The organism is Mycobacterium terramassiliense, from assembly GCF_900157385.1.
Lineage (GTDB): Bacteria > Actinomycetota > Actinomycetes > Mycobacteriales > Mycobacteriaceae > Mycobacterium > Mycobacterium terramassiliense.
Genome location: NZ_LT717701.1, coordinates 1,379,635 through 1,404,421, shown reverse-complemented (window position 1 = coordinate 1,404,421; position 24,787 = coordinate 1,379,635). Strand labels below are relative to the sequence as shown.

The 24,787-nt window shown below is 66.9% G+C and carries 28 protein-coding genes; 14 read left to right on the top strand and 14 right to left on the bottom strand.

Annotation, left to right across the window (positions count from 1 at the left end):
* Positions 1-95: 95 nt before the first annotated feature.
* Both MTAB308_RS21370 and MTAB308_RS21365 read left to right on the top strand, forming a co-directional pair.
* On the top strand, positions 96-1,301 hold the full coding sequence (locus MTAB308_RS21370; RefSeq protein ID WP_077101928.1) for a cytochrome P450: 1,206 nt from the start codon (positions 96-98) through the stop codon (positions 1,299-1,301).
* A 10-nt stretch (positions 1,302-1,311) separates the two neighbouring features.
* The gene (locus MTAB308_RS21365) at positions 1,312-1,503 is read left to right on the top strand and encodes a ferredoxin (RefSeq protein WP_077101926.1); all 192 of its coding nucleotides are present in this window, start codon (positions 1,312-1,314) and stop codon (positions 1,501-1,503) included.
* On the opposite strand, the gene MTAB308_RS21360 is transcribed toward MTAB308_RS21365, so the two are convergent.
* The 10 genes from MTAB308_RS21360 to MTAB308_RS21320 all read right to left on the bottom strand — a co-directional run bounded on the left by MTAB308_RS21360 (position 1,500) and on the right by MTAB308_RS21320 (position 9,261).
* Positions 1,500-1,805 carry a DUF1330 domain-containing protein gene (locus MTAB308_RS21360; RefSeq protein ID WP_077101924.1) on the bottom strand — a complete coding sequence of 102 codons (306 nt, stop codon included), beginning with the start codon at positions 1,803-1,805 and terminating at the stop codon, positions 1,500-1,502. The two genes, MTAB308_RS21365 and MTAB308_RS21360, sit on opposite strands and share 4 nt — an antisense overlap.
* The gene (locus tag MTAB308_RS21355) at positions 1,805-2,005 is read right to left on the bottom strand and encodes a ferredoxin (RefSeq protein WP_077101922.1); all 201 of its coding nucleotides are present in this window, start codon (positions 2,003-2,005) and stop codon (positions 1,805-1,807) included. Before MTAB308_RS21355 ends, MTAB308_RS21360 begins: the two co-directional genes overlap by 1 nt.
* Positions 2,002-3,255, bottom strand: a complete 1,254-nt coding sequence (locus MTAB308_RS21350) for a cytochrome P450 (RefSeq protein WP_077104617.1) — start codon at positions 3,253-3,255, stop codon at positions 2,002-2,004. The genes MTAB308_RS21355 and MTAB308_RS21350 overlap by 4 nt, the downstream gene beginning before the upstream one ends.
* 137 nt (positions 3,256-3,392) lie before the next feature.
* Positions 3,393-3,908 carry a hypothetical protein gene (locus MTAB308_RS21345; protein ID WP_077101920.1) on the bottom strand — a complete coding sequence of 172 codons (516 nt, stop codon included), beginning with the start codon at positions 3,906-3,908 and terminating at the stop codon, positions 3,393-3,395.
* Positions 3,905-4,519: a TetR/AcrR family transcriptional regulator gene (locus tag MTAB308_RS21340; protein ID WP_077101918.1), complete on the bottom strand. Its 615-nt coding sequence runs from the start codon at positions 4,517-4,519 to the stop codon at positions 3,905-3,907. The genes MTAB308_RS21345 and MTAB308_RS21340 overlap by 4 nt, the downstream gene beginning before the upstream one ends.
* A gap of 96 nt (positions 4,520-4,615) precedes the next feature.
* The gene (locus tag MTAB308_RS21335; protein WP_077104615.1) at positions 4,616-5,761 is read right to left on the bottom strand and encodes a thiolase family protein; all 1,146 of its coding nucleotides are present in this window, start codon (positions 5,759-5,761) and stop codon (positions 4,616-4,618) included.
* Between the two features lie 2 nt (positions 5,762-5,763).
* On the bottom strand, positions 5,764-6,579 hold the full coding sequence (locus MTAB308_RS21330) for an enoyl-CoA hydratase/isomerase family protein (protein ID WP_077101916.1): 816 nt from the start codon (positions 6,577-6,579) through the stop codon (positions 5,764-5,766).
* Complete coding sequence (locus MTAB308_RS29060; protein WP_157900998.1) at positions 6,576-6,722, bottom strand: hypothetical protein; 147 nt, start codon at positions 6,720-6,722, stop codon at positions 6,576-6,578. The genes MTAB308_RS21330 and MTAB308_RS29060 overlap by 4 nt, the downstream gene beginning before the upstream one ends.
* Entirely contained in the window at positions 6,722-7,888 is a 1,167-nt protein-coding gene (locus MTAB308_RS21325; RefSeq protein WP_066915777.1) for an acyl-CoA dehydrogenase family protein, read from the bottom strand. The genes MTAB308_RS29060 and MTAB308_RS21325 overlap by 1 nt, the downstream gene beginning before the upstream one ends.
* A gap of 74 nt (positions 7,889-7,962) precedes the next feature.
* On the bottom strand, positions 7,963-9,261 hold the full coding sequence (locus tag MTAB308_RS21320; RefSeq protein WP_077101914.1) for an amidohydrolase family protein: 1,299 nt from the start codon (positions 9,259-9,261) through the stop codon (positions 7,963-7,965).
* 430 nt (positions 9,262-9,691) lie between these two features.
* On the opposite strand from MTAB308_RS21320, the gene MTAB308_RS21315 reads away from it, so the two are divergent.
* From MTAB308_RS21315 to MTAB308_RS21280, 8 genes are read left to right on the top strand one after another with little or no spacing between them, the layout of a single operon-like run.
* On the top strand, positions 9,692-10,225 hold the full coding sequence (locus MTAB308_RS21315) for a carboxymuconolactone decarboxylase family protein (RefSeq protein WP_077101912.1): 534 nt from the start codon (positions 9,692-9,694) through the stop codon (positions 10,223-10,225).
* A gap of 4 nt (positions 10,226-10,229) precedes the next feature.
* Entirely contained in the window at positions 10,230-11,522 is a 1,293-nt protein-coding gene (locus MTAB308_RS21310; RefSeq protein ID WP_077101911.1) for an aromatic ring-hydroxylating oxygenase subunit alpha, read from the top strand.
* Positions 11,503-11,829, top strand: a complete 327-nt coding sequence (locus MTAB308_RS21305) for a hypothetical protein (protein WP_077101909.1) — start codon at positions 11,503-11,505, stop codon at positions 11,827-11,829. Before MTAB308_RS21310 ends, MTAB308_RS21305 begins: the two co-directional genes overlap by 20 nt.
* Before the next feature lie 3 nt (positions 11,830-11,832).
* Positions 11,833-13,077 (top strand): metal-dependent hydrolase family protein, encoded by a 1,245-nt coding sequence (locus MTAB308_RS21300; protein ID WP_077101907.1) that lies wholly within the window; start codon positions 11,833-11,835, stop codon positions 13,075-13,077.
* Positions 13,049-13,480: a nuclear transport factor 2 family protein gene (locus tag MTAB308_RS21295; protein ID WP_077101905.1), complete on the top strand. Its 432-nt coding sequence runs from the start codon at positions 13,049-13,051 to the stop codon at positions 13,478-13,480. Before MTAB308_RS21300 ends, MTAB308_RS21295 begins: the two co-directional genes overlap by 29 nt.
* A 10-nt stretch (positions 13,481-13,490) precedes the next feature.
* On the top strand, positions 13,491-14,588 hold the full coding sequence (locus MTAB308_RS21290) for an acyl-CoA dehydrogenase family protein (protein WP_077101903.1): 1,098 nt from the start codon (positions 13,491-13,493) through the stop codon (positions 14,586-14,588).
* 24 nt (positions 14,589-14,612) lie between these two features.
* Positions 14,613-15,398, top strand: a complete 786-nt coding sequence (locus MTAB308_RS21285) for an acyl-CoA dehydrogenase family protein (protein ID WP_077104613.1) — start codon at positions 14,613-14,615, stop codon at positions 15,396-15,398.
* A gap of 56 nt (positions 15,399-15,454) precedes the next feature.
* Positions 15,455-15,718: a DUF4190 domain-containing protein gene (locus MTAB308_RS21280; protein WP_077101901.1), complete on the top strand. Its 264-nt coding sequence runs from the start codon at positions 15,455-15,457 to the stop codon at positions 15,716-15,718.
* Here the strand turns inward: MTAB308_RS21280 and MTAB308_RS21275 are convergent.
* Positions 15,715-16,890, bottom strand: coding sequence for an acyl-CoA dehydrogenase family protein (locus tag MTAB308_RS21275; protein ID WP_077101899.1), 1,176 nt, complete (start codon positions 16,888-16,890; stop codon positions 15,715-15,717). The genes MTAB308_RS21280 and MTAB308_RS21275 overlap by 4 nt on opposite strands.
* Before the next feature lie 218 nt (positions 16,891-17,108).
* On the opposite strand from MTAB308_RS21275, the gene MTAB308_RS21270 reads away from it, so the two are divergent.
* The 4 genes from MTAB308_RS21270 to MTAB308_RS21255 all read left to right on the top strand — a co-directional run bounded on the left by MTAB308_RS21270 (position 17,109) and on the right by MTAB308_RS21255 (position 20,895).
* Positions 17,109-17,759 (top strand): TetR/AcrR family transcriptional regulator, encoded by a 651-nt coding sequence (locus MTAB308_RS21270; RefSeq protein WP_066915795.1) that lies wholly within the window; start codon positions 17,109-17,111, stop codon positions 17,757-17,759.
* Positions 17,760-17,969: 210 nt separating this feature from the next.
* Positions 17,970-19,172 carry a cytochrome P450 gene (locus MTAB308_RS21265; RefSeq protein WP_077101897.1) on the top strand — a complete coding sequence of 401 codons (1,203 nt, stop codon included), beginning with the start codon at positions 17,970-17,972 and terminating at the stop codon, positions 19,170-19,172.
* Between the two features lie 26 nt (positions 19,173-19,198).
* Positions 19,199-20,047 carry a mycofactocin-coupled SDR family oxidoreductase gene (locus MTAB308_RS21260; protein WP_077101895.1) on the top strand — a complete coding sequence of 283 codons (849 nt, stop codon included), beginning with the start codon at positions 19,199-19,201 and terminating at the stop codon, positions 20,045-20,047.
* A gap of 11 nt (positions 20,048-20,058) precedes the next feature.
* Positions 20,059-20,895 carry an SDR family NAD(P)-dependent oxidoreductase gene (locus MTAB308_RS21255; protein WP_077101893.1) on the top strand — a complete coding sequence of 279 codons (837 nt, stop codon included), beginning with the start codon at positions 20,059-20,061 and terminating at the stop codon, positions 20,893-20,895.
* Here the strand turns inward: MTAB308_RS21255 and MTAB308_RS21250 are convergent.
* The 3 genes from MTAB308_RS21250 to MTAB308_RS21240 are packed head-to-tail and all read right to left on the bottom strand — an operon-like array spanning position 20,828 to position 24,771.
* The gene (locus MTAB308_RS21250) at positions 20,828-21,298 is read right to left on the bottom strand and encodes a hypothetical protein (protein ID WP_077101881.1); all 471 of its coding nucleotides are present in this window, start codon (positions 21,296-21,298) and stop codon (positions 20,828-20,830) included. The genes MTAB308_RS21255 and MTAB308_RS21250 overlap by 68 nt on opposite strands.
* 51 nt (positions 21,299-21,349) lie before the next feature.
* Positions 21,350-23,776: a CaiB/BaiF CoA-transferase family protein gene (locus MTAB308_RS21245; RefSeq protein ID WP_245831463.1), complete on the bottom strand. Its 2,427-nt coding sequence runs from the start codon at positions 23,774-23,776 to the stop codon at positions 21,350-21,352.
* Positions 23,776-24,771: an enoyl-CoA hydratase/isomerase family protein gene (locus MTAB308_RS21240; protein ID WP_077101879.1), complete on the bottom strand. Its 996-nt coding sequence runs from the start codon at positions 24,769-24,771 to the stop codon at positions 23,776-23,778. The genes MTAB308_RS21245 and MTAB308_RS21240 overlap by 1 nt, the downstream gene beginning before the upstream one ends.
* Between the last annotated feature and the right edge of the window lie 16 nt (positions 24,772-24,787).

Genomic DNA, 24,787 nt, shown 5'->3' with positions numbered 1-24,787 from the left:
TTTGATCTTCCCCGTTCCACACGAAACCGCTACCGTTAGCGTTACAGTCAGGCAATCCGCTGTAACGGTTTCAGCCCGCCGATGAGGAGCATGCAGTGACCAAACCGAAGGTTGTCTTCGATCCGTACTCCGAGGACTACTTCAACAACCCGTTCGACATATACCGACGGATGCGCGAGGACGCGCCACTGTATTACGACGAGAAAGAGGACTTCTACGCGCTGACCCGGCACGAGGACGTCGCGGCCGCGTTCAAAGACTTCGAGACGTATTCCTCGGCGCGCGGCTGCGACCTCGCAATGGTGCGGCGGGGGCTCTCCCCCGAGCAGAAGTCGATCATCTTCATGGACCCACCGGAGCATCGGCACATGCGCAGCCTGCTCAACAAGGCGTTCACCCCGCGGGCCATTCAATCGCAGCGCGAGACGGTCATCGAGGTGATCGACAAGTACCTGGGCGCGGCCAATCCCGACCAATTCGACGTCGTCCAGGACTTCTCCGGACCGTTCCCGGTGGAGGTCATCACCCGGATGGCCGGGGTGCCAGAGGAATACCGCCAGCAGGTGCGGCACTGGATCGACACCAGCCTGCATCACGAACCGGGACAGATCGAGATCAGCGAAGCCGGGATGCAGGCCAACATCGACACCGCGATGTACTACTTCGGCCTCATCCAGGAGCGCCGCGCGGACCCGCAGGAAGACATGATCAGCAGGCTGATCGCGGCCGAGGTTCCCGGCGAGGACGGCCAGCCCCGCAAGCTCGACGACATCGAGATCACCGCGTTCGCCACCCTTTTGGGTGGCGCCGGCGCCGAGACGGTCACCAAGCTGATCGGCAACGCGGCGGTCATCTTCGCCCGCCACCCCGACCAGTGGCAAAAGCTGCAGGACGACCGCGACAAGATCCCCGGCGCGGTCGAAGAGCTGTTGCGCTACGAGGGGCCGGTCCAATACAACGTCCGCTACACCCTGAAGGAGGCGCACGTCAGCGGTGGCGTGATCCCCGCGGGCAAGCCGGTGTTCCTCTGCGGCGCCGCGGCGAACCGCGATCCCGATGCCTTCACCGACGCCGAGACGTTCGACATCGAGCGCGACCACACCGAGGCGCAACACCTCGGTCTCGGGTACGGGATTCACAGCTGCCTCGGCGCGGCGCTGGCCCGCATGGAAAGCAGGATCGCGCTGGAGAGGCTGCTCGACTTCATGCCGCGCTACGAGGTGGACTGGGCCGGGTGCACGCGGGTGAACATGCAAAACGTCGCCGGCTGGAAGAATGTACCGGTGAAGGTGCTTCGGTAGAGGGGGCGCAATGAAAATCGAAGTCGATTGGGGTCTTTGCGAAAGCAACGGCGTCTGCATGGGCATCAACCCGGAGATATTTCACCTCGGCGACGACGACATGCTGACCGTCCTGAAGCCGGAGGTCACCCCGGAGACCGAGGCGGACGTCCGCGAGGCCGTGCGCCAGTGCCCCCGCCAGGCGATCTCCATCGTTGACTAGCGATCCGCCACCGGCATTTCGAATCCGGAGAGGATGACCGCGTTGCAGTCGGCGGCGGCTTGGCGCAGCTTCGCCGCCGTTTGGTAAGCCTCGGACTCGTACCACGCCCGGGCCGCATCCACCGATTCGAATTCCAGCACGACGGTCTGGTCGCCGTGCCAGCTGCCCTCGATGACCTTGGGAGCGGTGTCCACTGCGAGGATGTTGACACCACCCATCGCCGCTCCCGCGGCCCGGCCGTAGGCCCTCATGCCTTCCGGATCCTTGATGGCCTCGGTGAGGATGACATATCCCTTTGGCACTACGTCTCCTTCGTTACATCGCTGATGGCCTGCTCGGGACAGCACTGGATGGCCTCCCGGGTGGCGTCCTCGAATTCCGTTGGGACATCGGTGCTTATCGCCTCCGCGTAGCCATCGTCGGTCAGGCTGAACACTTCCGCGCACAGCGTCGTACACACGCCATGGCCGCGACAGCGCTGGTCGTCGACAGTGACTTTCATGCCGGGGTGAACTCCAGGTGCAGTTCCGTCAGCCCGCGCAGGATATAGGTCGGAACGTATTGGTAGCGGCGGTCATTCGCCGGACCGTGGACGCTTTCGTTGATCCTGATGTCGGACGTCCGGTCCAGCAGGCGCTCGATCGCGACCCGGGTTTCGGCGCGCGCCAGTGGCGCGCCGGGGCAGCTGTGGATGCCGCGCCCGAACGAAATGTGCTGTCGGGCGTTCTTGCGGGCCGGGTCGAACGTGGTGGGGTCGGTGAACCGGCGCGGGTCCCGGTTGGCGGCCGCCTGCACGACCATCACGGTGGTGCCCGCGGGCAGGTCCACCCCGCCGACGTTGACGGGCACCCGGTTCAACCGGAAATCGCCTTTCACCGGGCTCTCGTGGCGCAACGACTCCTCGATGAAATTGGGGATCAGGCTGCGGTCCTTGCGCAGCTGCGCCTGGATGTCGGGGCGCTCCCCGATGGTCTGCAGCGCGGCGCCGAGCAGCCGCACGGTGGTCTCCTGGCCGGCCGAGAAGACGTTGCTGGCCACGCGGGCCACGTCTTCGACGTCGGGGATCGAGCCGTCGGGGTAGGTCGCGGTGGCCAGGCCGGTCAGCACGTCGTCGCGGGGCTCGCGCCGGCGGTCCCGGATGTAATCGGAGAAAAGGCCGTAGAGGAATTCCAGCGGGCTGTGTGACAGCGACTCCTTGCCGGTGCCCCCTACGCCGCCCCCCGCATGCTCGGCGATGCCCTTGACGAACTTGTCGCGATCCTCCATCGGCACGCCCAGCAGGTCGGCGATGACCAGTAGCGTGAACGGGCCGGCAAAGCCCTTGATCCATTCGCCATGGCCGGGTGCCAGGAAATCGTCGAGTGCCTGGTCGGCGAGCGCCCACATCGCGTCCTCGTTTTCCTTCAGGCGCTTCGGCGTGATCAGCCGCATCAGCAGCGAGCGGTGGTTGGTGTGGGTCGGCGGATCCAGCGTGGGCAGCTGGTCGCTGAACGGCAGCTCGTCTCGGTGCTGCTCGATCAGCTCGGTGATGTCGTCCCCTTCGATCGGCACCGGAAAACCCGGAAAGGGGCCGGTCACGGAGATGCAGGAGGACCAGGTCTCGGCGTCGTTGAGCACCGCGCACGCCTCGTCCCAGCCGGTGATCATCGTGACATCGTGGTGGGATTCCCGCGTCACCGGGCATTGCTGCCGGAGAGCCTCGTAGTAGGGGTAGGGGTCGGCGATGAGCTCTTTGCCGCGGAAGAAGTCCATGTTGGCGAAGTCGTTCACCGTGTCGCTCCGTTCGAATCTCAGCAGTGAGAATGAGCCTCTCAGAGATGAATATTACATTTCCACACGGCTGGGTCGTCGTCAAACGACGCTGCCCCCGCCGACGGTGAAGGAGGTGACTAGCTCGCGGGAACCAGGTCGGCGGCTACCGACGGCCCCGCCAGCAGCCCGCTACGGAACGTTTCGATGTAACCGATCGAGCCGTGCGGCGCGGCCGTCGCCCCAAGCGCCTGGGCCTTGAAGATCTTCGCGGCCATGCTCAGCCGGTGCTGGACCAGCCCGACGCTCTCATCGAGCTCGGCCGGCCAGCTCTCCCCCCACAGCGTCACCTCCGTGACCCCGTGATCGAGGGCCTGCAACACGCCCTGCCGCACCCGCGAGTCGCACCCGAACAGGTCCGCCGCGGCCGCCAGGGCCTGGGGACGGGGCCGCGAGTCCACCGCCGCCAGGGCGTCTTCGAGGTCGAGCGTCTGGGCGCCGACGATCTGCAGCGGCCGGGTGTCGGGGTGGTCGGCCAGGTCGGTCAGCAGCACGGTGACGTCCCAGCCCGCCATCGCCCGGTCGAAGAGCCAGCCGCCGGCGAACCGCACCACGTCGACGACGCTGGAGGCGACGACGTCGAGCCGGTACCTCATGTCGTCCCGCTCGTCGCCGGCGGCGCGAAGTCCCGTGCCAGCGCCTCCGCGTACTCCTTGAACGCGGCGGTCAGCGGTATCGAAGGATCGAGCAACCATATTGTTTCCATTCCGTGGACGAAGGCGAGGATTTCTACTGCCTTGACGGCGGGGTCTATGTCGGTGCGATACCGCCTGTCGGCCTGGCCGCTCCGGATGAGCTCCGCGACGATGTCGATGGCCTCGCGCTGCCTGAACAGCATGCGGTCGTGTAGCGGGGCGTCGGGATCGATGTTCTCGATCAGCAGCACGGTGAACGTGCCGACCATGTCGGGCGCCCGCGTGAAGCGATCGGCGACCCGCGCGATCTCGACCAGCAGATCACCCTTCCGGTCGGCGTGGGACTCGTCGTCGGCGTCACGGGCGTCGAGCACCGCGTGCAGCAACTGCTCCTTGGATTCGAAGTGATGCAGCAGACCCGCGGGGGTGACCCCGGCCGCGCCGGCGATCTGGGCGAGGGTGGTGTTGCGCCAGCCGTTGCGGGTGAGCAGGCGCTGCGCGACGTCGAGGATCCGCTGCTTGCGGTCCTCTCCCTTGGCGAGCAGCGTGTCGTATCGCCGGGCGACGGACAAGTGGGCTCCCCTGGGATCGATCAACCTACTGAACACACAGTAGGTTGGTTTGCCCGCTGTGACAAGGGTCTCAGAAGAGACCGCGCGCAGCGAGCGCTATGAGACCAGCTCGACCAGGGTGGCGTTGGCCGTGCCGCCGCCTTCGCACATCGTTTGCAGCCCGTATCGGATGCCGTTATCCCGCATGTGGTGCGCCATGCGCGTCATCAGCACCGCGCCGGACGCGCCCAGCGGGTGCCCCAGGGCGATGGCACCGCCCAGCGGATTCGTCCGGCCCGGGTCCGCACCCGTTTCCGCCAGCCAGGCCAGCGGGACCGGCGCAAACGCCTCGTTGACCTCGAAGACTCCCACCTCCGCGAGCGAGACGCCGGCCTTGGTCAGCACCTTCTCGGTCGCCGGAATGGGGCCGGTGAGCATGAGCACCGGGTCCGCCCCGGTGACGGCGCCGGCGCGGTAGCGCACCAGCGGCGTCAACCCCAACTCGACCGCCATCTCCGACGTGGTCACGAGCAGCGCCGCCGCCCCGTCGGAGATCTGCGAGGAATTGCCCGCGTGGATGACGCCGTCGTCGACGAACGCGGGCTTGAGGCCGGCCAGCTTCTCCACGGTGGTCCCGCGGCGCACACCCTCGTCGGCGACCACGGCCCCGTCATCGGTGAACACGGGAACGATCTGCTCGTTGAACGCGCCGCCGTCTTGGGCGGCGGCCGCGCGCTCGTGGGACTGGGCGGAGTACTCGTCGAGCTGCCCGCGGGAAAACCCCCATTTCTTCGCGATCATCTCCGCCGACAGGCCCTGGTTGAATGAGAAGTCGTCATAGCGCGCAAGGACTTTCGGGCCGTAGGGCATGCCGGTGGCCCTTGCCGCGCCGAGCGGTACGCGGCTCATCACCTCCACACCGCCGGCGACGACGACGTCCTGCTGACCCGACATCACCGCCTGGACGGCGAAATCCAGCGCCTGCTGGCTGGAACCGCACGCCCGGTTGACCGTGGTCCCGGGGATGGTTTCCGGCCAGCCGGCCGCCAGGACCGCGTAGCGCCCGATGTTGCTGGATTGGTCGCCGACCTGGGAGACGCATCCCCAGATCACGTCGTCGACGAGCTCGGGGCCCACCCCGGCGCGTTCCAGCACCTCGTTGAGGACGACCGCGGACAGGTCGGCGGCGTGCATGCCGGACAACCCGCCGTTGCGCTTGCCTACCGCCGTCCGTACCGCCTCGACGATGACTGTCTCACGCATCTTCACTCCGTTTGTTCTCCGTCGGATCTCGACAACGCCCACCGACCAGTAAACGACGGCTCGCGTCTGTCGGCGAAGGCGGCATAGGCGGCCGCCGCGTCCGCGGTCGCGAAGTTGCCGATTTGGGCGCGGGCCTCGTTGGCCAGCGCGTCGCGCATGGTGCGGTCGGCGCCCTCGTTCAGCAGGGCCTTGGTTTGGGCGAGCGCGAACGGCGGACCGGCCGCGAGCCGGTCGGCGAGATCTTCGACAAACGCGTCGATCTCCGCGCCGGACACCACCCAGGTCACCAGGTCGAGGGCTTGTGCCTCGGCCGCATCGATCGTCTCGGCGAGCAGCGCGAGCCGCTTGGCCTGTTGCAGGCCAACAAGTTTCGGCAGCAGCCAGGAACCACCCAGGTCGATCGACAGGCCGCGCTTGGAAAAGATCTGACAGAACGTGGATTCCGGCGTCGCGACCACCAGATCGCAACCCAGCGCCAGGTTCCATCCCGCCCCGACCGCGACCCCGGTCACCTTGGCCACCGTCGGAACCGGGAGCTCATGCAAGGCCAGGGCGACGTCGGTCAGGCGCTGCAGCTTGTATTTCGGATGAATGTCCTCGGGCACCGAGATGTCGGCGCCGGAGCAGAAGCTCCCCCCGGCACCGGTGAGGACGAGCGCGCGCACGCCGCGGTCGCGACCGGCCTCGTCGAGGGCGTCCCGCAACGCCAGCCACAGCTGAGGGTTGATCGCGTTCTTGCGCCGCGGACGGTTCAGGGTCAGCGTGCGCACGCCGCCGCGATCCTCGGACAGCAGCACGCGTTCGTCGGGCTTACTCACTTCACCATGCCGCCGTTCACCGGCAGCGCCCTCCCGGTGCGGGTTCGGCCCGGCGCCGCAACGAAATTCGGGTGGTCGTGTTGGCCGCGGGCCCCGCTCACCAACGCCGATCCCCCGGTGCGCGCGAAGGGCGGATTGGTCATCAATAGCTCTTGGGCAGTTTCAAAACATTGGATCCCAGGAAATTCAGGATCATCTCCTGGCTGACCGGAGCGATCTTCATCAGCCGGGCCTCACGGAAGTAGCGCGTGATGTGGTATTCCTCGGCGTACCCCATGCCGCCGTGGGTCTGCAACGCGCGGTCCGCGGCGGTGAAACCCGCATCCGCGCACAGGTACTTGGCGGTATTGGCCTCACGGCCACAGGGTTTGCCGTTGTCGTACAGCCAGGTGGCCTTGCGCAGCATGAGTTCGGCGGCGTCGAGGCGGGCCAGTGAGTCGGCGAGCGGGAACTGCAGGCCCTGGTTCATGCCGATCGGCCGGCCGAAGACCTCCCGCTCGTTGCCGTACTTCACCGCCCTGTCCAGCGCCACCCGGCCGATGCCAAGGGCCTCGGCGGCGATCAGCATCCGCTCCGGGTTCAGGCCATCCAAGATGTACTGAAACCCCTTGCCCTCCTCGCCGATTCGGTCCTCGACCGGCACTTCCAGGTTGTCGATGAACAACTCGTTGGAGCTGACGGCGTTGCGGCCCATCTTGCGGATCGGGCGCACGTCGACGCGGCTGCGGTCCAGATCGGTGATGAACAGCGTCATCCCGTCGGTCTTCTTGGTGACTTCCTCGTAGCTCTGGGTGCGGGTGAGCAGCAGGATCTTGTCGGACTCCATGGCTTTGGAGATCCACACCTTGCGGCCGTTGACGATGTAGCGATCGCCGTCGCGTTTGGCGAAGGTGGTGATGCGCGAGGTGTCGAGCCCGGCGCCGGGTTCGGTCACGCCGAAGCAGACGTGCACTTCGCCCGTCGCAACCTTGGGCAGCGTGCGGGCCTTGAGCTCGTCGGAACCGTGCACCACCACGGGCTGCATGCCGAAGATGGACAGGTGGATCGAGCTGGCGGCGTTCATGGCGCCACCGGATTTCGCCACCTCCTCGAGCAGGATGGTGGCCTCGGTGATGCCGAGGCCGTGGCCGCCGTATTCGGTGGGGATCGTCATGCCCAGCCAGCCGCCGTCGGCGATGGCCTTGTAGAACTCGGCGGGAAACTCGTGCGCCTGGTCCTTTTCCATCCAGTACTGGTCGTCGAATTTCCCGGCCAATTCGGCGACCGACCGGCGGATCAGCTCCTGGTCATCGGTCAGCTCGAAGTTCATTCCTGCGCCGGGCACGGCTAGGTCTCCTTCAATCGGTTACAGGCACCGGCGCACAAGCTAGTCCGGGGGTGCGGTCAGTCCGTGTTGCCGGTAAGGGCTTTCGCGTTGGCCGCGAAATCCGCGAACGACGAGCCGCCTCGGGAGTCCTTTTCGTGGCCCTGCGCCCTGATGGACACGTCGTGCCCCTCGGCGGCCTTGCGAAGGGCGCCGACCGTCGCCTGTTCGCGCGTAATGTGGGTGAACGGGTCGAACGAGTACCAGCGCATGGCATTCTCGTGGGTCATCTTGTTGATTTCGTCGTCGGGAACGTCGTTGCGGGACAACACCTCCCACAGTTCCTCGGGCGCACCCGGCCACATCGAGTCGCTGTGCGGATAGTCGGCCTCCCAGGCGATGTTCTCGATGCCGATCATGTTGCGCAGCGCGACGCCCACCTTGTCGCTGATGAAGCACGTCAGGAAGTGCTCGCGGAAGACGTCGCTGGGCAGCTTGCCGCCGAAGTTCTGGTGGGTCCACGCGGAGTGCATTTCGAACGTACGGTCGGCCCGCTCGAGGAAGTAGGGGATCCAGCCGGTGCCGCCCTCGGACAGGGCGATCTTCAGGTCGGGGTACTCCTTGATCGGCCGCGACCACAGCAGGTCCGCGGCGGCCTGCACGATGTTCATCGGCTGCAGCGTGATCATCACGTCCATCGGCGCGTCGGGCGCCGTGATCGCGAGCCGGCCCGACGAGCCGATGTGCACGTTCATCACGGTGTTGGTGTCGCACAACGCCTTCCACAGCGGGTTCCAGTACTCATCGTGGAAGCTGGGGTAGCCCATCGCGGCCGGGTTCTCGGTGAAGGTCAGCGCGTGCACGCCCTTCTTCGACACCCGGCGCACTTCGGCGGCGCACGCCTCGGCATCCCAGATCACCGGGATGGCCATCGGGATGAACCGCGCGGGGTACGCCCCGCACCACTCGTCGATGTGCCAGTCGTTGTAGGCCTGCACCAGCGAGATCGAGAAGTCGTGGTCCTCGGTGGCGAACAGCCGCCCGGCGAAACCGGGGAACGACGGAAAGCAGATCGAGGCCAGGATGCCGCCGGCGTTCATGTCCTTGACCCGCTCGTCCACGTTGTAACAACCCGGCCGGATCTCGTCGAGCCCGGTTGGCTCGATGCCGTACTCCTCCTTGGGCCGGCCGGCGACCGCGTTGAGCGCCACGTTCGGGATCACGGTGTCGCGGAATTTCCACATGTCGGAGCCGTCGGGGTTGTGCACCAGCCGGGGCGCGTCGTCGATGTACTTCTTCGACAGGTGGTTCTTGAACATGTCGGGCGGCTCGACGGTGTGGTCGTCGACGCTGATCAGGATCATGTCTTCTTTGTTCATGGCCAGTCCTCTCCAAGTCTGATCCAGCTGAGCGATTCGGACGCGCCGCTCCCGCACAGCATCGGCGAATCATCGCCGGGCGCCAAGATCACTATTTGAAAACTATCTTCTCGTGCAGCGAGAATCAACATCCAGCGACCCCGCGCGCGAACCGCCCGCGCCTGACCAGCGGCTACGCAATCAGGCCGGGCGCGCCCCCGAAGCGACGAAGGGACAACAGAAATGCCGCCCCTGCGCGACCCCCGCGTTCCCGCGGCAGGCCCGGGACCGGCAGCGCCGCGCTCGGGGCCGCGCGGGCGCGCGTCCGGTCCGCATCTTCGCGGTCGGCATTGACCAGCCGACCGAATCATGCAACTCTGTTAGTTAGAAATGAGAATCTGATTCTCTTTGACCGAGAGTTGCTTGCGAGGACGCCGAGAGGAGACCGCGGATGCGCCTGCAGCCGCTGCCTGCCGATCAATGGGACGATGCCGTCGAGCAGGCACTGTCGGGCATGTTGCCACCGGAACGGCGAAATCCCCGGGACGCCGGCACGCTCATGTCGACGCTCGCGCGTCACCCGAAACTGGCCCGGGCCTACCTGCGGTTCGGCGGGTACCTGCTGCTCGGTTCCTCCCTCCCGCCGCGCGTGCGCGAGCAGGCGATCCTGCGAGTCGCCCACCGGCGTGAATGCGCCTACGAGTGGTCACACCACGTGGACATCGCGAAGGAAGCCGGCCTGACCGAGGCCGAGATCGCCGCCGCGCGAACCGGCGAAGCCGACGACGAGTTCGAGCGCGCCGTATTCACCGCCGTCGACGAGCTCGACGAGAAGTCGAATATCTCGGATCAGACGTGGACCGCCCTGTGCGAACGGCTCGACGAGCGCCAGCGGATGGACCTGGTATTCACCATCGGCGGCTACATCGCGCTCGCGATGGCCATCAACGCTTTCGGCGTACAGCCCGAGAACCAGAAAGGTTAGAGCCTTGCCCCACTTCCCCAAGCCGGCGGCCGGCAGCTGGACAGAGAACTACCCCGAATTGGGGACCGCGCCCGTCGATTACACCGATTCGATCGACCCGGCATTCTTCGAGGCCGAGCGCGAGGCGATCTTCAAGAAGACCTGGCTCAACGTCGGTCGGGTCGAGCGGCTGCCGCGCACCGGCAGTTACTTCACCAAGGAGCTGCCCTCGGCGGGCAAGGGCATGTCGGTGATCGTCGTCAAGACCAAGGAGGGGGCGGTCAAGGCGTACCACAACGTCTGCCGCCACCGCGGAAACAAGTTGGTGTGGAACGACTTTCCGCAAGAGGAGACCGCGGGCACCTGCCGGCAGTTCACCTGTAAGTACCACGCGTGGCGCTACAGCCTCGACGGCGACCTCACCTTCGTCCAGCAGGAGGACGAGTTCTTCGGCCTCGACAAGAGCCAGTACGGCCTGGTGCCCGTGCGCTGCGAAGTGTGGGAAGGATTCATCTTCATCAACTTCGACGACAACGCGGCGCCGCTCACCGACTACCTCGGGCCGCTGGCCAAGAGCATCGAGGGCTATCCCTTCGGGGAGATGACGGAGACCTACTCCTACCGGGCCGAGGTCGGCAGCAACTGGAAGCTGTTCATCGACGCGTTCATCGAGTTCTACCACGCGCCGATCCTGCACCAGGGGCAGTACACCAAGGAGGAAGCCGCCAAGATCCAGAAGTATGGCTACGAGGCGCTGCACTACGAACTGGCCGGCCCGCACAGCCTGCAATCGACGTGGGGCGGTCAGGCGCCGCCCCCGGACATGTCCATGGTCAAGCCGTTGGACCAGGTGTTGCGCAGCGGTTTGTTCGGTCCGTGGGACAAGCCGGAGATCATCGAGAACCTCGAATTGCCGCCGGGTGTCAACGTCAAGCGGGTGCCGCAGTGGGGCATCGACTCGTGGCTGTTCTACCCGAACTTCATGCTGCTGATCTGGGAGCCGGGCTGGTATTTGACCTACCACTACTGGCCGACCGCCGTCGACAAGCACACCTTCGAGTGCACGCTGTATTTCGTTCCGCCGCGCAACGCGCGGGAACGCTTGGCCCAGGAGTTGGCGGCCGTGACGTTCAAGGAGTACGCGCTGCAGGACGCCAACACGCTGGAGGCCACCCAGACCATGATCGGCACCAGGGTCGTCAACAGGTTCCTGTTGTGCGATCAGGAAGTCCTGATCCGTCATCTGCACAAGACGACCGGCGACTACGTGGCCAATTGGGCGAAGGAGTACCAGGGCAATGGCAAAGTTACCGTCTGAATTCGCCGACCTGGAGCCCTTTTTGGATTGGGACCTGGCCACCGAACCCGAGCGCTACGCCAAGCGGTTGGCGTCTACCATGACCGAGATGCAGGCGTTCTACGATGCGGCATTCCCCCGCCTCGACGACGTCATCGCCTACTGCGACAAGTTCCCGCTGGACGACCTGCCCGAGGACGCCCGCGCGCTGATGCACATCATGCAGTCACTCGTCATGGTGTCGTTCCCGATCGAGGCGTGGAAGCAGCCGCGCGTGCCCGACAGCGGCGCCGCGTGGGTGGAACTGATCAGGGAGCCGGTGATCTAAGAGGTGCTGACGCTCAAGGCCGCCGGGCTGCTCGACGTTGACGCCGGTGAGATCGTTCGGCCCGGCGTCCTGCACATCGACGGCGACCGCATCGCCGCAATCGGCGACGGTGGGGGTGCTGACGCCCAGGGCGAGGTGATCGACCTGGGCGACCAGATCCTGCTGCCCGGGCTGATGGACATGGAGGTCAACCTCCTGATGGGCGGGCGCGGGGAAAGACCCGGCCTGTCCCAGGTGCAGGACGACCCGCCGACGCGGGTGCTGCGGGCGGTCGGCAACGCCCGCCGGACGTTGCGCGCCGGGTTCACGACCGTGCGCAACCTCGGGCTCTTCGTCAAGACGGGTGGCTACCTGCTCGACGTGGCGCTGGGCAAGGCGATCGACGCGGGCTGGATCGACGGGCCGCGGGTGGTACCCGCCGGCCACGCCATCACCCCGACCGGCGGCCATCTGGACCCGACGATGTTCGCCGCGTTCGCGCCGCACGTGCTGGATCTCACGGTCGAGGAGGGGATCGCCAACGGCATCGACGAGATCCGCAAGGCGGTGCGCTACCAGATCAAACACGGCGCCGAGCTGATCAAGGTGTGCTGCTCGGGCGGGGTGATGTCGCTGACGGGACCGCCTGGTGCGCAACATTATTCGGACGAAGAGTTGCGCGCCATCGTCGACGAGGCGCACCGGCGGGGACTGCGCGTCGCCGCGCATACGCACGGAGCCGAGGCGGTCAAGCACGCGGTCGCCGCCGGCATCGACTGCATCGAGCACGGCTTCCTCATCGATGACGACGCCATCGCGCAGCTCGTCGAACACGGCACCTTTCTGGTCAGCACCCGGCGGCTGGCCGACGGCGATGCGATGGACGTCTCGCACGCGCCGCCGGAGCTACAGGCCAAGGCGGCCGAGATGTTTCCGAAGGCGCGCACCTCGATACTGGCCGCCTACGAGGCGGGCGTGAAGATCGCGGTGGGCACCGATGCCCCCGCGATTCCGCACGGCCGCAACGCCGACGAGCTGGTCACCCTGGTGGACTGGGGCCTGCCGCCACTGGCGGTGCTGCGGGCCGCCACGGTGACCGCCGCGGAGCTGATCAACGCGACCGACCGGGGACGGCTCGCGCCGGGCCAGCTCGCCGATATCATCGCGGTTCCGGGAAACCCGTTGGAAGACATACGGGTTACCCAGAACGTCAGCTTCGTCATGAAAGGCGGCAAGGTCTATGTCGACAAGTCAACCAAGCAGAACTGACGACCTGGTCGAGATTCAGCAGCTGCTCGCCCGCTACGCGGTCACCATCACCCAGGAGGACATCGACGGGCTCGTCGCCGTGTTCACCCCCGATGGCACCTATAGCGCCTTCGGTGACACTTACCGGCTGGACAGGTTCCCGGAGCTGGTGGCCGCGGCCCCAAAGGGCTTGTTCCTCACCGGAACCGCGGTGATCGACCTCGACGGCGACGCGGCGAGCGGCACCCAGCCGCTGTGCTTCATCGAGCACGCCACCCATGACATGCGAATCGGCTACTACCGCGACACCTACGTCCGCACCACCGACGGGTGGCGGCTGAAGACCCGGGCGATGACGTTCATCCGCCGCAGCGGCGTGCACGATTCCGGGCGCCCGCACGCGGTCGGCCGCCCGCAGCCCTGAGAGCCGAGACGTGAACGTCGAGGAGTTCCGGGCGGGCCTGCGCGCGTGGCTCGATGACAATGACCTGAGCCCCGGGCCCGACCATTCGCTGCAGGGCCACATGCGGCAATTCGCCCGGGTCAGCCGCGCGCTGTATGACGCCGACTGGATGCGCTACGGCTGGCCGGTGGAAGTCGGCGGGCTGGGCGGGCCCGCCGTGCTGCGTGCGATCGTCGGCGAAGAGGTCGTCGGGCGGCGGCTCGCCGAACCCGGTCCGTACTCGATGCTCGAGGTGCTGGCGCCCACGATGATCGACTACGCGCCGGCCGAACTCGCCGCCGAAATGGTGCCGCGGCTGCTGAGCGGTCGCGAGCAATGGTGTCAGGGCTTTTCCGAGCCGGGGTCCGGCAGCGACCTCGCCTCGCTGACCACCCGCGCCACGCCCGACGGCGACAACTGGATCATCAACGGACAGAAGGTCTGGACCAGCTTCGCGCAGTTCTCGACGCGCTGCGTCCTGCTCACCCGCACCGCGCCGGGCCATGACGGAATCACGGCCTTCTTCGTCGACCTGGACACCCCGGGCATCACGATTCGTCCGCTGCGCACCATGCACGGCGTCGACGAGTTCTGCGAGGTGTACTACGACGATGTGGTGGTCCCGGCGGCCCGGATGCTGGGCCGGCCGGGCGACGGCTGGCGACTGGCGATGGACCTGCTGCCCTATGAGCGTTCCACCTGCTTCTGGCAGCGGATCGCCTACCTGTATTCGCGCTTCGATGAACTCATCGCCGAGACTTCAGCCGCCGGGGACCCGGACGAATCCGCGCTCGGCGCGGCCTATCTCGCGCTTCACACGGTGCGCTGCCGGTCGCGTGACACCCAGCGCCGGCTGGGTGACGGTGCGCGGCTCGGGGCCGACACCTCCATCGACAAGGTGCTGCTGGCCACCGCCGAGCAACGGCTCTACGACACCGTCCGCGATTTGCTGCCCGCGACGGTCGAACTCGACGACACACCGTGGCGCGCGGAGTACTTGTACTCGCGCGCGGCCACCATCTATGGCGGAACCGCCGAGATCCAGCGCAACATCATCGCCCGCCGGCTGCTCGACCTCAGGAAGGAGTGAATCGTGGATCCCGAGGCGCTGCGCATGCTGGCCGATTCCCTGCGCACCACCATGACCGCCGCGAGCGGTGCCAAGCTCGACGCGGCGTTGTCCGAGGTCGGCTGGCGCGACATGCTCGATGAAATACCCGATATCGCAATACCTTTGGTGTTCCGGCTGCTGGGCGAGACCGGCGCGCACGCCTCCGTGCTCAACGACGTCGTGCTGAGCGCGGCCGGCGCGGCGGCCGGGGGCACCCCGCCGCTGCCGTTTGCCGGCGGCCGCTGGGTGCAGTGGGAGCCCGGCGACGGTTCCGGTTCGGCGCTCGACGGCGAGCTGCCGATACACCACGTGGCGCACGGGGATCCGCTGCCGCGGGCGGCGCTGGCCACCGGCCGGCGGGCGGTCGGCTGGTGGCTGGTCGGAAGCAGCCGGGCGATGCTGTCCCTGGCACGCCAGCACGCCCTGGATCGCGTTCAATTCGGCCGGCACATCAGCTCCTTTCAGGCGATCCGGCACCGGCTGTCCGAGACGCTGGTCGCGATCGAGGGCGCCGAAGCGACCCTGGCCGCCGCCGCACCGCCGGACGACGCGGACGGCTTGGCCGCCCTGCTCGCCAAGGCCGCGGCCGGTCAGGCCGCGCTGACCGCCGCGCGGCACTGCCAGCAGGTGCTGGGCGGCATCGGTTTTACCGCCGAGCACCCGCTGCATCGCCACGTCAAGCGGTCGCTGCTGCTCGACGCGCTGCTGGGCAGCAGCCGGGAGTTGACCCGCGAGGCCGGAACGATATTGCGAGCCAAAGGCTTTGCGCCAAGGCTGGCCCAGCTGTAACGGCCGACCGCGTTCCTGCGCGTAGACTCGTCTGGCAACCACGAGGATGGGACGCGATGAGTCAACCCGATGCGCCGCGAAACGAGGTCGGCGTCGCTTCGCTGCTCGTGGGCCTAGTTGCGCTCCTCACCTGCTGGCTGCTCATCGGGGTGCCCTTCGGGATAGCCGCGGTGATAACCGGCGACGTCGCCCGCAGGCGAGTGCAGCGCGGCGAAGCGGACAACCCGCGAATCGCCCTCGCGGGCATGGCATTAGGGGCGGTGTCGATCGCCGCCGGACTCGTCGCGATCGGTTACTACGCCTGGTCGGACGCCCGCTAGTTGCGCGGCAGGCCGAGCACCCGCTCGGCGATGATGTTCCGCTGAATCTCGGACGTGCCGCCGGCGATGGTCGCGGCGAAGCTGCGCGCGTACCGGTCGAACCAGCTGCGGTAGTGGCTGTCGAGGTTCAGCGGAGCGAACGGCGCGGTGACCGCGTGGTACGCGAGCCCGTCGGCGCCCGCGGCGCCCAGCGCGTCCTCGGAGGCGCGCTGCAGGGCCTCGGAGCCGAGCAGCTTGAGCACCGACTGCGCGGGCACGTCCTCCTGCCCGCCGGCCGCGCGCGCCAGGGCCGCCGATCCCAACAGCCGCAGCGCATAGGAATCCATCACCAGGGTCGCGTAGCGGTCGCGCTGAAGGGCTCCCGACGGAGTGAAATCGATTGTCAGCTCGCGCAATAAGTCGACATATCCCATCCACAGCATGACCCGTTCGTGGCCGAGCGAACCGGTCGCGACGCGCCAGCCCCCGTCGAGTTCACCCACCAGATTCTCGGCCGGCACCCGCGCGTCGGTGAAAAACACCTCGTTGAAGTCGATTTCGTCGTCGTCACACATCGACGCGAAGGGGCGGCGCACCACACCGGGGGTATCGGTGGGGATCATCAACGCACTGATGCCCTTGTGTTTCGGCTTGCCCGGATCGGTGCGCACGAATGCCAACAGCACGTCGGCGTCGTGCGCGCCCGACGTCCAGACCTTCTGCCCGTTGACGACGAAGTGGTCCCCGTCCAGCACCGCCCGTGTCTTCAGCGACGCCAGGTCCGAGCCGGCGCCGGGCTCGCTCATCCCCAGCGACGCGGTGATCTCGGCACGCAGAATCGGCACCGCCCATCGCCGCTTCTGCTCCTCGGTGCCGAACGTCAACAACGACGCCGCGATGATGCCCACACCCTGCGGATTGAAGCTTTGATAGATGCGCCGGCGCCCCAACTCCTCCAGGTACACGTATTGCTGCAGGAGCGTGGCGTTGCGGCCCCCGAATTCGGGTGGATTGCCGGGCAGCAGCCAGCCGCTGTCGAAGAGCAGCCGTTGCCAGCGCCGGGCCCATTCCGGGATGTGCGAACTCGACCGCGGGCGCTCGACCGCCTCGGCCTCCGACGGGAGGTGTGCGTCCAAGAAGGCCACGAACTCGGCGCGGAACGCCTCGACGTCGGCGTCAAAGGTCAGCTGCACTGCACTCCTCGAATGGCGGTTTCCGGATTCTCCGGCACGGCTGGTTATGCTCTTGCGATTGCGCTTCCATACACGCGTCTAAGAGAATAGTATTCTCGTCGTGAGAAAGTTACAATCTCCGACACGGCGTCCATAGGGGGTCGAGCGCACCGATGGCACGGCGTTCTCCGGTAGAGTCCAATCATGTTCTCCCCACGCGGCAATCCCCTGAGCCGACCGTGACGAGCCCAAGCGAAGAGCCCGCCTGGAAGCAGCGCGCCGTCGAACGATCCATCAAAACCGCGAAATTGCGGGCGGCGCAGCGCGTTCAGCGCTTCCTCGACGCGGCGCAGGCCATCATCATCGAAAAGGGCAGCACCGACTTTACCGTCCAGGAGGTCGTCGACCGCTCCCGCCAGTCGTTGCGCAGCTTCTACCTGCAGTTCGACGGCAAGCATGAGCTACTGCTCGCGCTGTTCGAGGACGCGCTGAGCCGTTCGGCCGACCAGATCCGGGCGGCCACCGAGAGCCAGACCGATCCGCTGGAGCGTCTGAAGGTCGCCATCGAGCTGTTGTACGAGGCGTCACGCCCCGACCCGACGGCCAAGCGCCCCCTGTTCACCGACTTTGCGCCACGGTTGTTGGTGACGCATCCCGCCGAGGTCAAGGTCGCCCACGCCCCCCTGCTGGCGTTGCTCACCGAGCTCATGGAGGCGGCCTCCGACGCCGGCAAGCTGCGCGCGGGGGTCAACCCCCGGCGGATCGCCGCCATGGCCATGCAGACCGTCATGTTCATCGCGCAATCCAGCGGCGGCTCCGACGACGCGACGATTCACCCCATCACCGCCGACGAGGTGTGGGATTTCTGCTCACGCGGATTCGTCGGCTGACCCCTCGGGGCGGCCCCTTCCGGTGTGGGAACCTGAGCAAATAGCGCACGCAGTTTGCCTCCTGAGAATCAGATTCTCTAATATCTAGAACGACACCTAGCCAAAACGGATTCGCCGTTGACACCCGTCGACGGGTGATGACAGAGTCACATGCGGCACGATCCGCGATTCCGGGGGGAACGCGGTTCCGGCGAGAGGGATTGACCACCCGTGACACTGAGCGCGCCCAGCGAAATCCACTTCGATCCGTACGACGTGGGGCTGAACGCCGACCCCTACCCGATGTTTCGGCGGCTGCGCGAACAGGCGCCGCTGTACTACAACGAGCAGCATGACTTCTTCGCGCTGAGCCGTTTCGACGACGTGGACCGCGGGCTGGTCGACTACCAGACCTTCAGCTCGGCGAAGGGCGCGATCCTCGAGCTGATCAAGGCGAACATCGACATTCCGCCGGGGGTGATCCTGTTCGAGGATCCGCCGATCCATGACGTCCATCGCAGGCTGCTGTCCCGGATGTTCACGCCGCGCAAGATCAACGACCTCGAGCCCAAGATCCGCGAATTCTGTGCTCGCAGTTTGGATCCGCTGGTCGGTGCGGACCGGTTCGACTTCGTCGCCGACCTCGGGGCGCAGATGCCGATGCGGGTGATCGGCATGTTGCTGGGCATTCCCGAGGAATACCAGCAAGCCGCGCGGGATCGCGCCAACGCGAACCTGCGCACCGAGGCGGGCAAGCCGATGGATGCGACGGCCGACCACATGATGAACGGCGAATTTTTCGGCCAGTTCATCGACTGGCGCGCCGAGCATCCCTCCGACGACATCATGACCGAACTGCTGCACGCCGAGTTCGAGGACGAGACCGGGACCGTGCGCCGGCTTACCCGCGAGGAACTCCTCATCTACATCAGCGTGGTCTCCGGCGCCGGCAACGAGACCACCACCCGGCTGATCGGGTGGGCCGGCAAGGTGCTGGCCGAACACCCGGAGCAGCGCCGCGCGCTGGTCGCCGACCGGTCGCTGATCCCCGCGGCGATCGAGGAGCTGCTGCGCTTCGAACCGCCGGCGCCCCACGTCGCCAGGTACGTCACCCGCGATGTCGAGTACTACGGCCAGCGGGTGCCCGCGGGCAGCGTGATGATGATGCTCGTCGGCGCGGCCAACCGTGATCACCGCCAATTCCCGCCGGACGGAGACGTTTTCGACATCCGCCGCGAGCCTCGCCAACACCTGACGTTCAGTGTCGGCACCCATTACTGCCTGGGCTCGGCGCTGGCCCGCCTGGAGGGGCGCATCGCGCTCGAAGAGATCTTGAAGCGCTTTCCCGACTGGGACGTCGACCTTGCCGACGCCAAGCTGTCCCCGACTTCCACCGTTCGGGGATGGGAGACCATGCCGGCCGTTCTCGGCTGAGCCGTTGAGAAATGAGGTAAGAGCTAATGACTGGACGTGTTGAAGGCAAAGTCGCTTTCATCACCGGGGCGGCGCGCGGTCAGGGCCGCAGCCACGCGGTGCGGTTGGCGCAAGAGGGCGCCGACATCATCGCCGTCGACATCTGTAAGCCCATCCGTGAGGGCCTCGCGGACACGGCGATTCCGGCGTCGACGCCCGAGGATCTGGCGGAGACGGCCGACCTCGTCAAGGGCCACAACCGCCGCGTCGTCACGGCCGAAGTCGACGTGCGCGACTACGCCGCGCTGAAGGCCGCCGTCGACAGCGGTGTGGAGCAGCTGGGCCGGCTCGACATCATCGTGGCCAACGCGGGCATCGGCAATGGCGGTGAAACGCTGGACAAAACCAGCGAAGAGGACTGGACGGAGATGATCGACGTCAACCTGTCGGGCGTGTGGAAGACGGTGAAAGCCGGTGTTCCGCACATCCTGGCCGGCGGCCGCGGCGGATCGATCATCCTGACCAGCTCGGTCGGCGGACTCAAGGCCTACCCGCACACCGGCCACTACGTCGCCGCCAAGCACGGCGTTGTCGGGCTGATGCGTGCCTTCGCGGTTGAGTTGGGGCAGAAGATGATTCGCGTCAATTCCGTACATCCCACGCACGTCAGCACCGCGATGATCATGAACGAGGGGACTTGGCGCATGTTCCGGCCGGATTTGGAGAACCCGGGCCCCGACGACATGGCGCCGATCTGCCAGATGTTCCACACGCTGCCGGTGCCGTGGGTGGAACCGTTGGACATCAGCAACGCGGTGCTGTTCTTCGCCTCCGATGAGTCCCGCTACGTCACCGGGGTGACCCTGCCCATCGATGCGGGTAGCTGCCTGAAATAGGCTGCCGTCGTATGGACGGATTCGAAGGACGCGCCGCGGTGGTCACCGGTGGCGCGAGCGGCATCGGTTTGGCCACCGCCACCGAGTTTGCCCGCCGCGGGGCGCGGCTCGTGCTCGCCGACGTCGACCAGCCGGCGCTGGAACAGGCCGTGGCGCACCTGCGCGCCGAGGGCTTTGACGCGCACGGGGTGCAGTGCGACGTGCGGCATCTCGAGGAGATGGTTCACCTCGCGGACGAGGCCTTTCGCCTGCTCGGAAGCGTTGACGTGCTGTTCAGCAACGCCGGGATCGTGGTCGCGGGCCCGATCTCGGCAATGACGCACGACGACTGGCGCTGGGTGATCGACATCGACCTGTGGGGCTCGATCCACGCCGTCGAGGCCTTCCTGCCGAGGATGTTGGAGCAGGGCACCGAGGGCCACATCGCGTTCACCGCGTCGTTCGCCGGACTGGTGCCCAACGCGGGCCTGGGTGCGTACGGCGTCGCCAAGTACGGCGTCGTGGCCCTGGCGGAGACGCTGGCCCGCGAGGTCAAGGACAACGGCATCGGCGTATCGGTGCTATGCCCGATGGTGGTGGAGACCAAGCTGATCTCCAACTCGGAACGCATCCGGGGCGCCGATTACGGGCTGGCGTCGACGCCCGACGTGACGGGCTCGCTCGGCCCGCTGCCGGCGCAGGACGAGGGCGTGAGTGTCGACGAGGTCGCCAGGCTGACGGCCGACGCGATCGTGGCCAACCGCCTGTACGTGCTGCCGCACGAGGCGGCGCGCGCGTCGGTCAAGCGTCGGTTCGAGCGGATTGACGGTACGTTCGACGAACAGGCCGCCGAGGGCTGGGCTCACTAGAGACCCGTACCGGGATGAACAATGCCACGGCAGCCAACACGGCCAGGGGCAATAGAATTCCGTTCACCGTCGCATCCCGGGTGTCGTACATCTGCAGCATCGACAGGTGATACACGCAGTGCAGCGCGTTGAAGACGAGCCACATCAGCGCGGTGACCCTGACGAGGGTTTGGTTGGCCACCAGCACGAACGTCACGGCGGTGACGGCGGTCAATGCCAGAAACATCGCCCCGACGTCTTTGGCGAAGTGCTCGTTGTACGGGCCAAGCTGCGGCAGCCAGCTCATGCCCATGCCGGGAAAGGTGTCATACCAGTGGCGCGGCGCCGCGTAGGCCCACCCGCCCGTGACAGCGCCGCCGAAGCCCAACAGGGCCAAGACGCTTCGATGCAGTAGTGCGTTCATACCCGCTAGACTCCGCAGCGGTCACGGATGTGACGGATCGACCACCACCGGTCACGTCGCGGCGCGAATCGCGGGCGCCTGCCCTATCACGCCGTCGGCTTCCAGGTCGGCGATCTCCGAGTCGGTCAAACCCAGCTCGGTCAGCAATTCGCGGTTGTGCTCGCCGAGCAGCGGTGCGTGCCGGGCGTGAAACGTGCCGGGTCCGGCGGAGAACCTCATCGGGACGGTGCTCAGCCGCGCCGGACCGTTCACCGGGTGGTCGACCTCCTCGAAGAAGCGCCGGAACGCCAGCTGTTCCAATTCCGTCTGGCGATGCGGCTGCATGACCTTGGCCACCGGCACGCCGGCCTGCCAGAGGGCGGTGACGATCTCGTCGCGGCCGCGGGGGCCGCACCACTTGGCCAGGTGCTCATCGATCAGGTCGTGGTGCGCCGCCCGGCCGGCCGCGGTGGCCAGCCCGGGATCGCTCGCCCACGGGGGCGACCCGAGCGCCTCGACCAGGCGCGCCCACTGGTCGTCGGTCGCGACCGCGATCGCGACCCAGCTGTCGGGGCGGCCGAATTCGTCGATATCGGCGCTGCGGTAGAGGTTTTGCGGCGCCGCGGTCGGTCCCCGGTTGCCGGCCCGCGCCAACAGCGCGCCGTAGGCGGAGTGCTCGATGACCTGCTCGGCGCAGATGCTGAGCGCGGCGTCCACCATCGCCGCCTCTACCAGCACGCCCTGGCCGGTGCGGCGACGATGCTCCAGCGCCAGCAGCAATGCGTTGAGCGCATGCATACCCGCGTTGGGATCGCCGATCGAATACGGGTCGTACGGCGCACGGTCGGGGTAGCCGGTCATCCAGCTCACGCCCGCCGCGGCCTCGATGACATAGGCGAACGCCGGGTTGTCGCGCCACGGGCCGTCCAGGCCGAACCCGGGCATCCGCAACAGGACGGTGTCGGGCCTGATCGCTTGAATCGCAGGGAAATCCAGCCCGACCTGGTCCAGCACCCGGGGCGTGAAGTTCTCCGCGACCACGTCGCACGTCGCGATGAGCCGGCACAGCAGCTCCCGGCCGCGCGGGCTCTGCAGGTCCAGCGTCAACCCTTTCTTGTTGGTGTTCAGCGCCGCGAAGATCGGGGACTTCTCCCACCACTGGGCTTCGGTGGTCGGGATGCCGGCAATCAGGCGGGTGCCGTCGGGACGGCGGGCGGATTCCAGGTGGATGACTTCGGCGCCGAGCATAGCCAGAAAGTGGGTGCCGCACGGGCCGGCCCAGAACGTCGTCATGTCCAACACGCGAAGTCCGCTCAGCGGCAGCTGGTTTGGGCGCTCTTTCGCGGCTTGCGGCGCCGGCCGGGCGGCGGCACCGGCGGTTCGGTAGCGCGACGTGTGCTCCCCCAGCCGCGGCGCCGGGCCCGGCGGGCGAAGCCGGGCGGGCCCGATGCGGTACGGATGCCCCGGCTGCTGAAATCCTCGCGGGTTGCGCACGAACGATCCGCGTTCGCGGAAGTGGTCGAGCGTTGCGACGTTGGCGCCGTTGGCAACCGGCGCGTTCGGGATCCGGAACGCCGTCGCCAGTTCGCGGATGTCGTCGACCGTGTTGCTCTCGACCCACGCGTAGATCTCGTCGGCGTGGACGTTGGCCTGCTCGGTGATCGTCAGCGGCGATTCCTCATCGATCCACTCGGGGTGTCCCACCATCGCGCAGAGGTCGAACCACTGTTGCGCGGTGCCACAGCCGAGGTCCACCAGGCCGTCTTTGGCGCGGGCAACACCCGGCACGGTGAGTCGTCTCTGGTCCCGCCACGGGCGTCCGAGCATTTCGAAGTAGGTGACGGGATAGTAAGTCAGACAAAGGATCTGCGTCTCCAGCATCGAAAGGTCCAGCAGTTGCCCCGGGCCGCCGCCGTACCGCGATGCCAGCAACGCAGCACTGGCGTAGACCCCGGCCAGGTATTCCCCGGCCTGCCCGCCGACGAACACCGGCGCGAGGTCGGGCTCGCCACGTCCGAGCCCGATGATTCCCCCGGACCAGGCCTGCAGCGTGAACTCGGTGGCCGCCCGGTGCCGCCAGGGCCCCTGCAGCCCGAACGGCGTGATCGACAAGACGGTGAGGTGCGAATGGCGGTCGTGGATGGCGGCCGGCGTGAAGTGCGGGCTTTCGGCCAGTCTCGACCCACCCGACCAAACCACCGCCTCCGCGGCGGCCAGCAGCCCGTGGACCAGCGCGACGTCGTCACCGACATCGGGATCGGCAACGACGCTGTGCTTTGATCCGGCAAGGAAGCTGAACAGCGCGCCATCCTCACCGGGCGGGATGGCGGCGCCCGAGGCCGACCAGAGACGCAGCGGATCGCCTTCCGGCGGTTCGGCTTTGACTACCTCGGCACCGCCGTCGGCCAGCAACTTCGTGCCGTAGGCGCCCGCTATCCCGGTGGAGAGGTCAACCACGGTATAGCCGGCCAGCGGGAATTCGGGAAGCGGTTGTGCCACTAGCGCTTTCTCTTCCCCTTGGCGTCCTTCTTGCCGCGGCCCTTCTTGCTCAGGCGCCAGTCCGGCGGAAACTTGTCGTCGTTGTCCTTGACCGCGTCGCTCAGTCCCCGCTGGATCGCGTCGTCGAGCGTGAAGTCGCCGTCGGCGTCCCGCTGGGCTTTGCCGCCCACCGACTCGAAGAAGCCGCTGAGCATGCTGCCCAGGTATTCGCCCTGAAACTGCTTCATGATTTCGAAGAAGACCTTCTGCATGAACACGGTGTCCGTGGGCCTGTTGCGGGCGCAGGCCAGCGCGTACTTCTGCACCTCTGCCTCGAGTTCTTGCCGGGGAACAACCCTGTTGAGAAAGTTGCAGTCGTACATCTCGGCGGCGGTGAAAGCCCTTCCGGTGAAAACCATTTCCTGAAATTTCCGGATGCCCATGGTCTGCGCCCACCACCACATGCGCGGGCCCCAGCCGAAATACCGGAACGAGGGATGGCCGAAAAGGGCGTCGTCGCTGGCGATCACCAAGTCGGCGTCGGCCGCCTGGTAGAAGTGCCAGCCGTAGCAGTAGCCCTTGACCTCGAGGATGCTGATCTTCTTGAAGTCCTGTAGCCCGCGGATGCCGGAGTTCGGGTTGGCATACCACTGCCCGAGGGTGGCGCCGCGCCGAAAAGAGCCTTCGGGCGGGAAGTTGACCTCGTCCGCGCCGATTCGGTACTCGGCAAGCCGTGGGCCCTGATCCACCGAATCCTGCACCCGCATTTCCTCGGTCAGATCGGCGCCGGAGCCCAGGTCGTCACCTTCGCCACGGACCACCAGCACCTTGACGTCGTCGTCGATGCCGGCCCGGTGCAACAGGTCGGCATAGCGCAGCCGCGCCGCGATCGTCGGCGCGTTCAGGTGGCTCGGCCGGTCGAAGGTGATCGTGGCGATACGGGTCTCGGCGTCCTTCTGGTACCGGATGACCTTCTCGTCATCTGGCTCGGCGGGCGGGCTATGCCTGCGAGACATAAACCACTGCGCGGGA

Excerpts from the sequence above, each read along its gene's own strand:
- MTAB308_RS21365 (WP_077101926.1), top strand. The coding sequence starts at position 1,312 with ATGAAAATCGAAGTCGATTGGGGTCTTTGCGAAAGCAACGGCGTCTGC.
- MTAB308_RS21355 (WP_077101922.1), bottom strand. The coding sequence starts at position 2,005 with ATGAAAGTCACTGTCGACGACCAGCGCTGTCGCGGCCATGGCGTGTGT.
- MTAB308_RS21350 (WP_077104617.1), bottom strand. The coding sequence starts at position 3,255 with ATGGACTTCTTCCGCGGCAAAGAGCTCATCGCCGACCCCTACCCCTAC.
- MTAB308_RS21345 (WP_077101920.1), bottom strand. The coding sequence starts at position 3,908 with ATGAGGTACCGGCTCGACGTCGTCGCCTCCAGCGTCGTCGACGTGGTG.
- MTAB308_RS21335 (WP_077104615.1), bottom strand. The coding sequence starts at position 5,761 with ATGCGTGAGACAGTCATCGTCGAGGCGGTACGGACGGCGGTAGGCAAG.
- MTAB308_RS29060 (WP_157900998.1), bottom strand. The coding sequence starts at position 6,722 with ATGACCAATCCGCCCTTCGCGCGCACCGGGGGATCGGCGTTGGTGAGC.
- MTAB308_RS21325 (WP_066915777.1), bottom strand. The coding sequence starts at position 7,888 with ATGAACTTCGAGCTGACCGATGACCAGGAGCTGATCCGCCGGTCGGTC.
- MTAB308_RS21320 (WP_077101914.1), bottom strand. The coding sequence starts at position 9,261 with ATGAACAAAGAAGACATGATCCTGATCAGCGTCGACGACCACACCGTC.
- MTAB308_RS21315 (WP_077101912.1), top strand. The coding sequence starts at position 9,692 with ATGCGCCTGCAGCCGCTGCCTGCCGATCAATGGGACGATGCCGTCGAG.
- MTAB308_RS21305 (WP_077101909.1), top strand. The coding sequence starts at position 11,503 with ATGGCAAAGTTACCGTCTGAATTCGCCGACCTGGAGCCCTTTTTGGAT.
- MTAB308_RS21295 (WP_077101905.1), top strand. The coding sequence starts at position 13,049 with ATGTCGACAAGTCAACCAAGCAGAACTGACGACCTGGTCGAGATTCAG.
- MTAB308_RS21285 (WP_077104613.1), top strand. The coding sequence starts at position 14,613 with ATGCTGGCCGATTCCCTGCGCACCACCATGACCGCCGCGAGCGGTGCC.
- MTAB308_RS21280 (WP_077101901.1), top strand. The coding sequence starts at position 15,455 with ATGAGTCAACCCGATGCGCCGCGAAACGAGGTCGGCGTCGCTTCGCTG.
- MTAB308_RS21260 (WP_077101895.1), top strand. The coding sequence starts at position 19,199 with ATGACTGGACGTGTTGAAGGCAAAGTCGCTTTCATCACCGGGGCGGCG.
- MTAB308_RS21255 (WP_077101893.1), top strand. The coding sequence starts at position 20,059 with ATGGACGGATTCGAAGGACGCGCCGCGGTGGTCACCGGTGGCGCGAGC.
- MTAB308_RS21250 (WP_077101881.1), bottom strand. The coding sequence starts at position 21,298 with ATGAACGCACTACTGCATCGAAGCGTCTTGGCCCTGTTGGGCTTCGGC.
- MTAB308_RS21240 (WP_077101879.1), bottom strand. The coding sequence starts at position 24,771 with ATGTCTCGCAGGCATAGCCCGCCCGCCGAGCCAGATGACGAGAAGGTC.